Raw genomic sequence first — 7,053 nt, 5'->3', positions numbered from 1 at the left:
TTTTACTAATCATATTACCTCTCATTCAACGAACAAAGATAAAAATTTAGAAGATATTTCCCTAAGTATTAAAAATCTTCATGTTAATCATAAAAAAGATAACCCACAAATAAATGAAATAATAAACCCAGAAAAGGATTCAAATTATTAAAAATATTTTACCAAATTTAAAAATAAAGGAAAAAGAAAAATGATGAAAAAACAAAATACTAAACAAAAAGATACTAACAAAATAGCTAAAAAAGAATTAATTACTAACATAGCGAAAGAAGGCAGAACGACTTTTACAGAAGCCAACGCGTTTTATAGTTTATTTGAAGAAGTTTTATTTCAAACGATCGCCAATAACAAGGAAGTAGTTTTAGGCGCTCGTTTAGGAAAATTTGTAGTTTCTAAAATCAAAGCCTGTAAAAGACCTGAAATGAAAGCTATAAAACTTAAAAACGGCCAAATGAAATTTAAGCCAACAGGAAAAATGATTAAATATCCTGCTTCTTTAAAAGTGAGTTTTAAAATCGCAAAACCTTTAAAAGAAGTTGTAAAACAATAAGGAAATAAAAAAATTATCTGTTCTCTCCTACTAGAAGATATTTAAAGTTTTGAAGAAGCTCCTTTCTTTAAATATCTTCTAGTAGGAGAGAAAGATAGTGTTTTTCTTAAAAAGAAAACAGGAAAAGAAAATGTATAAATGACTATTTTTTAAAATATCTGAAACAAGAATTTACTTATGAAGAATATTGTGATATTCTTTAAATTAATTTAAAATGTATAGGTTATTAAATCAAAAGAAAGAAGCAAAAAAATGAAAAAACAAAAATTAAAATTATTCAACAAATTATATCTCCAATTATTAGTAGGTATCTTATTAGCGTTAGGCGCTCTAACGGGATACTATTATACGAAGAAAGAACTAGTTAAATCTAATAAGGAGGCAGCCCAAGAGAAAGTAGTTTCTCAGTCAGACTTAGACCAATTAACAAATCAAATTAAGTTTTACGAACAAAAATTAAAAGAAAATTCTGTTGCTGCGAGCAAAGAAAATTTACAACAAATTATCGATTTTTATCAAAAACAAAAAGAAAATTTGGAAAAGAGAAATTTATGGGTGGATTATAGTCGTCTTTTAGAAGAAGAAATTAAAACGTTAGACCAAAAATTAAAAAACGAAACACATAAATTAACAGCTAAACACGCTTTAACAGCTAAGAAATTACAAAAAGAAAAAGAATTAATTTCTTTACAAGAACAAGAAAAATTACTAATAGAATAAGAAGAAATAAAAAATACCCTTTTGCCAGATATAGCTAATAAATTAAAAAATCCAGATTTAAAAGAAGAAGATAAAAAGAAAATCATAGAGGAAAAAACACGTTTAACAACTAAATTAGACGACACTCAAAAACAAATTAATAAAATAATTCAAAAAATAAAAATAGTTCAAGAAATAAATCATTTAGAAAAAGAACTTACAGAAACAGCAGAAGAAAGTTATTTAACTCATCTTTTAAGTGTACGTAAAGTACAATTACAAACGCAATTAGAAACTTTAAACTAATTTTTATGTCAACAAATATCACTCCCCTCTTTAAAAAAAGAGGTTGGAGTTGTTTGTTATTTGCTGGGGGCTTTTTAATCGCTGTTTTATTATTTCAATGGGGAAGTTCTTTGCCAAAAACCCATCTGCATTTGCCTTTAAAAGAATCAATCAAAGAAGAAACAGTTTTATTACAAGAAACACAACCTTCTTCTTTTAAACCTTTATCTTCTGAAATTGATAATTTTTATTATCATTCTCTTTTGCTTTTAAAAGAACAAACTTATCAAAATACAGAATGTTATAACGTTTATTTAGGTGAAAATACAGGCATAAAAGAAGCTTTAGGGTGGTTAAAATATCATTTTCCTGCCAAAACTTTTGAAAAAGATTTTAGTTATGCGTTGTATAATGCGAGCGATTCTACATCAGAACCAGTTCATTTTAAATATCGCATTAAAGAGCCGCCACCAGAACATTTTCTGTTAGCTTATTTTGCAGGCGGGACAAGAGAAGGTAAAAACGATACTTATACGTTAGAAGATTTAAAGCAAAGGAGAAACGGAGCAACTAATTTATATTTGTTTTGGAATAAAAATGCCCCTTCTACTCCGTTGCCAGATACTTTTCTTTTTCAACCCCAAAATTACCATTTAGAAATTATGTATGATAAAGGCACTAATTTTGGCGGTCCAAGTTATTTTTTTATTGATAAAATAGTGGTCAAAGAAATCGCAAAAGATAAAATTGTGGCTATTTATCCTATAAATCAAAAAATTGAAGAACCATTTACCATTTTTAATTATGATTTTGAATTAAAATTTCCTTTTTATAATTACACGCAAGAAGGTATGTTGTGGAATACTAATCATATTAAATCTTTAAAAAAAATTGATTTATATGAAAAGAAAACAGGTCAACATCGGACTTTATATTATGATGTGAATTAAAAAAGAACCGAAAGGAAGGTTTAATTATGAAAAAAACCCTAAAAATTGGTGAGAAAAAATAAAAGAGGAGTTAAAATTGTTTTTAACTTATCAATTTGGAAAATTTCTTTTTCATACCATCGTCTTTATAATAATTATTATCCCTTCTATGTTAATTAGCATAGCGATAATGTCTAATTTATTAAATTCATGAAAAGGTATTGCTAAAAACTTTATATTACAATTTTACTTACAAAAAAAGAAAGGAAAAGTTTTTATGAAACTTTTTAATAAAATTTATCTTCTTTTCCTTGGTTTTTTATCGGTTTGTATCGTTATCCTTGGTATTTATGGTTTTTTAAAACAACAAAATACTATTCTCCAAGAGAAACAAAAACAAGAAACGGAACAAAAAACGACTCAAGAAGAGGGAGATGCCTTGGCTGAACAATTAGAAAAATTGCGTCAAGAGAATCAGAAAAAGATTGATGAAGCTGACAAGTTAAAACGTCAAGATGATGTTTTGAAACAAAAAATAGATTTCAATATTAAACGTCATAACGAAATTAATAATCTTTTAGTCGCCATCAATCAACAAAAGAATAACAAAGAAGAAGCCTTAAAAAAGCTTCCTGCTACTGAGGTCGCCCAAAAAGAAACGCTACAAAATGAGCTAACTAGTTTAAATGCAGAAGCAGAAAAATTAAAGCAAGAAAAAGAAGGCTTAATTAAAGAAAGCGAAGACTTAGTTAACCAACGCAAAAACTTATTACAAATCCAAACAGTTAAGAAACAACAAATTGCACAACAAAATATCCTCATTGATAAAAAGAGTAAATTAGCCGTCTTTCAAGAAGAAATAACTGATTTAAGAGAGGCTATGGCTTATAATGATGCGGAAAAAGAAAAAATTACTCAGTTGTTGCAACAAGCAAACCTTCCGCAAGAAGAAGAATCCCAATTAAGAAATTATCGTTTATTTTTGGATAGTCAATTACTTTCTTTTGATAAAAGACTACAAAAACTCCTGCGTGATATTGAAAATATCCAAAAAAATCAACTAGAAACTATTCAGAAAAAACCGAAAACTTTAGATAGTGTTTATGGGATGGAGGAAGAAAAAGAAAAATTCGCCAACATTCTTCATTATTTAAAAGGGGAGAAACATGTTCTTGGTTATCAAAATGTAAAACCCATGGGAATTTTATTATATGGACCTCCTGGAACAGGAAAAAGTCATTTAATCGAAGCTATTTGTGGAGAAACAGGAACCCATTATATCGAATTAGAACCTTCTCGTTTCGATAAAACTTATGTCGGTGAAGGGAATGAAGAATTAGAGAAAATTTGGGCCGAAGCTGAAGCCCATGATAAATCCATTATCTTTATTGATGAAATTAGTGGTTTAGCGAATCGAGAAGATAAAAATACTAACCAAACTGCTAGTAATATCATTAATAACTTATTAACTAAATTAGACGGGTTTAAAAAAAGTGAGAAAAAAATTATTTTAATGGGAGCTACTAACCATTTAGAGAAAATTGATAGCGCTTTAAGAAGTCGTTTTCAACAAGAAATCGAAATTAATTCTTTTAAAAAAGAAGAAATTCCAGGTTTTTTAAAATATTTAATTTTAGCTAATAATTACCGTATCAGTTATCATACTTTGAATCATCTAAACACTTTAATAGATAAAATCCCTCCTGTAGAAGAAATTAAAGAAAATGATTCCGAGAAAGAAAAAAACAGAAAAACACAAGAAAATGAGAAAAAAACTTTTTCGAATCGTGATTGGGTGAAATTATTAAGTGATGCTTTTATGACTTATGATCGTTTAGCGTTTGTGAATAAGAATCACGAAGTAATGCTACCTTCAGATTTAGATGAGACTTTAGATACTAAATTAGGGATTAAAAAGACCAAAGCGGAAATAGAAGCGCATCGTAAAGAATGTGAAGACCAATACGGAGAATGGAAAAAAGGTTTAAATATTAAAACCTTAGACCATACAATTGTCGATCAAACTTATACGTTTACTCGTTTCAACGGCTTAGATAACTGTCAATATCCTGATAAAGTACCTATCAATTTAGGAGCTTTTGTGAAACAAAAACCTTTTAATAAATGGTATTATCGTGATGAAAGTCTTCGTTACAACAGCACACAACCTAATTGTTTTGATGAGGTTGTTGCAGGATCTCAAGTCTCAGATAGTGTAAAAAACAATTCATTATTTACTAAAAAAAATACATTTCATGATGGTTTATATGTAAACACAGTAAATGAACATAATATTAAAATCCATTATAAAGGACCTAAGTATATTTTAGATATGGACAAGGATTTTTATGTAAATAAAATTAAAATACCCGAAGACAATCTTTTGACTAATTCCAGGGAATCAACCTATTACCTTCACTTTAACCCCGTAAAACAATATATTACTTTATATACAGAACCAATGAATACTAAGTAATAACCATTTAACTAATCATTTAAAAAAAGGAGCTTCGAAAATTAAAGAAAAGAGAAAAGAAAAAATGGCTTTTTATAGACCAAATAAAAAAAAGAACAGTTCCTCAAAGAACAAATCTGCACAAATAAAGAAGCAAAAAGCTTCAAATAACCAAAAAAATTTCAATAACCCAAAACCTGAAAACAAAATAACTATCGAACAAACAACTAAATCCGAAAATGTTTTCATAAGAACCTTTAAAATCATAGGGAAAATAATATTTTATTTATTACCTTACATTATCATTTTAAGCCTCTTATATTTTGTTTTAACTAAGGCTGCGCCAGAAGCAGCGGGCGCGATCAATAAAGGAGGGAGTTATTTATGGGAAATAATTAAAAATGGGGCGAATAATACTAAAAATGTTACTAAATATATTATTTATCAAGGTTATGACAAAACCAAAAACTTTCTTACAAATATGTTGAATTTTCCTAATACTTTAGCGAAGATAGGCGCTAGTATATTGGGTATAGTACTCATAATCGGCATTTGTATGGTTGTGTCTTTTATTCCTGTTGTTGGACCTTGGTTGTCTGCGGGAATAGCTGTTCTTAGTTTAATGGGTTTATGTTTAAACATATTTCCTAATTCCAATAATGATGATGATACTAAAAAAACTAACCCAGATGTGGTCGTGGTAGATAATAAAAACCCCAATAAACAAGCACCAGAACAAAAAACCAATCAACAAACACCAGAACAACAAACCAATAAACAAACCCCAGAACACCAAGAGGCGCGAAAAGAAAAAGTAAAGAATCAACGATAGAGAAAGGGGTGATGACAGAAAAAGGATTACCAATTCACAAATTTAAAGAACAAATACAATTAACTCCTGCGCAACAAAAAGAAGTGGATTTAATCATTCAACAAGAAAAACTCAAAAATAAACAATTAGAAGAAGAAAAAAAATATTTAGAATTAAGTTATCAGTCCCAACAATTAGAATTAACTAAATTACAAGGTGAAAAAGATAATTTAAATAACTTGTTAAAACAAAAAGAAGCTTCTTTGACACAAACTTTCACTAATGAAGAAGAAAAAAACGTTTTAAAAGAACAAATTGAAAGTTTAAAAATAAAATTAACAGCTGAACAAACAGTAGCGGAGAGCAAAGAACAAGAAATTGCCCAACAAAAAACTACTCTTGAGAATTTACAACAAGAAATAACTGTTAAAAACGAACAATTAAAGGAAAATCAAAACCTTTATCAACAAATTCAACAAGAAAAAGATCAGAAAGAACAAGAATTAAAAAATAATTTGCATTTAACAGAACAAGAAAAAAATAATTTAAGAGAAGCAATTAAAACTTTAACGACGAATGTCGATGCTAAAGAAGCTGAAATTAAACAACAAAAAACGGTTTTAGAAGCAGAAAATCAAAAGCAAACTAACTTAGCAAATACTTTAGAAACTATTAAACAAGAAAAAGCCCAACTGGAAGAACAATTAAAAGCAGAAAAAGAGGATTTAGAAAAGAAAAATACCATTTTAATGCTTAATAAAGAACAGTTAGAAAAAGAAATTCAAGCAATTAAAAAGAATTTAGATGACAACAAGATTCTTATTGACAATAAAACCCAAAGAATCCATCAAGACGAAGCGCAAATGAAAACTTTGGAAACCAAATTAAATCAAAAAGAAGAAGATTTGAAAAAATTACAACAAGATATTCGTGATAAAGAAAACGCTTTAAGAGAAAAAGAAAACGCCTTAAATTCCGAAAAAAAGTTATCTACTAGAGAGAAAGAATTGTTAAACCAAGAAATGGAACAATTAAAAACTCAAATCGCTACTGATAAAATTAATTTTGAAGTCCAAATGCAGTTAAAAGACCAACATATTCAAGCTTTAAAAGCTAATGAAGCCTTCTTAAAAGAACAATTAAACAATAAAAAAGAAGAAACCCGTAATTTAAGAACTCAACATGAAAAAACTTTAGTTGAAATTAAAAATCAAATTGAAAAATATCAACAACAAATTAAAGAATTAGAAACAGAAACTAATAATTTAAAAACTCAAATGGCACAAAATAAAAATCAAAGTGAAGTGTTGAAAAAGATTTTATT

The 7,053-nt window shown here is 27.9% G+C and carries 6 protein-coding genes and 1 pseudogene; all 7 read left to right on the top strand.

Annotation, left to right across the window (positions count from 1 at the left end; translation table 11 throughout):
- Nucleotides 1–190 precede the first annotated feature (190 nt).
- Nucleotides 191–550: an HU family DNA-binding protein gene (locus tag ON17_RS00660; protein ID WP_017191555.1), complete on the top strand. Its 360-nt coding sequence runs from the start codon at nucleotides 191–193 to the stop codon at nucleotides 548–550.
- Nucleotides 551–802: 252 nt separating this feature from the next.
- The gene (locus tag ON17_RS03805; RefSeq protein WP_017191554.1) at nucleotides 803–1,270 is read left to right on the top strand and encodes a hypothetical protein; all 468 of its coding nucleotides are present in this window, start codon (nucleotides 803–805) and stop codon (nucleotides 1,268–1,270) included.
- Nucleotides 1,271–1,291: 21 nt separating this feature from the next.
- Nucleotides 1,292–1,555, top strand: a complete 264-nt coding sequence (locus ON17_RS03800; RefSeq protein ID WP_017191553.1) for a hypothetical protein — start codon at nucleotides 1,292–1,294, stop codon at nucleotides 1,553–1,555.
- A gap of 53 nt (nucleotides 1,556–1,608) precedes the next feature.
- The gene (locus ON17_RS00650; protein ID WP_051006258.1) at nucleotides 1,609–2,484 is read left to right on the top strand and encodes a hypothetical protein; all 876 of its coding nucleotides are present in this window, start codon (nucleotides 1,609–1,611) and stop codon (nucleotides 2,482–2,484) included.
- Nucleotides 2,485–2,740: 256 nt separating this feature from the next.
- Nucleotides 2,741–4,939 (top strand): AAA family ATPase, encoded by a 2,199-nt coding sequence (locus ON17_RS00645; RefSeq protein WP_017191552.1) that lies wholly within the window; start codon nucleotides 2,741–2,743, stop codon nucleotides 4,937–4,939.
- A 64-nt stretch (nucleotides 4,940–5,003) separates the two neighbouring features.
- The gene (locus ON17_RS03515) at nucleotides 5,004–5,750 is read left to right on the top strand and encodes a hypothetical protein (RefSeq protein WP_017191551.1); all 747 of its coding nucleotides are present in this window, start codon (nucleotides 5,004–5,006) and stop codon (nucleotides 5,748–5,750) included.
- 11 nt (nucleotides 5,751–5,761) lie between these two features.
- Nucleotides 5,762–7,053 (top strand): annotated as a pseudogene (locus ON17_RS00635) (hypothetical protein); the annotation flags it as partial.

The sequence above is a fragment of the Poinsettia branch-inducing phytoplasma str. JR1 genome (assembly GCF_000309465.1).
Classification (GTDB): domain Bacteria; phylum Bacillota_I; class Bacilli_A; order Acholeplasmatales; family Acholeplasmataceae; genus Phytoplasma; species Phytoplasma pruni.
Note: the sequence above shows the minus strand (reverse complement) of the source record. Positions and strands in the feature narration are given on the sequence as shown.

Bases quoted from the DNA above. Each gene is read 5' to 3' on its own strand.
- ON17_RS03515 (WP_017191551.1), top strand. From the start codon at position 5,004: ATGGCTTTTTATAGACCAAATAAAAAAAAGAACAGTTCCTCAAAGAAC.
- ON17_RS03805 (WP_017191554.1), top strand. From the start codon at position 803: ATGAAAAAACAAAAATTAAAATTATTCAACAAATTATATCTCCAATTA.
- ON17_RS00645 (WP_017191552.1), top strand. From the start codon at position 2,741: ATGAAACTTTTTAATAAAATTTATCTTCTTTTCCTTGGTTTTTTATCG.
- ON17_RS00660 (WP_017191555.1), top strand. From the start codon at position 191: ATGATGAAAAAACAAAATACTAAACAAAAAGATACTAACAAAATAGCT.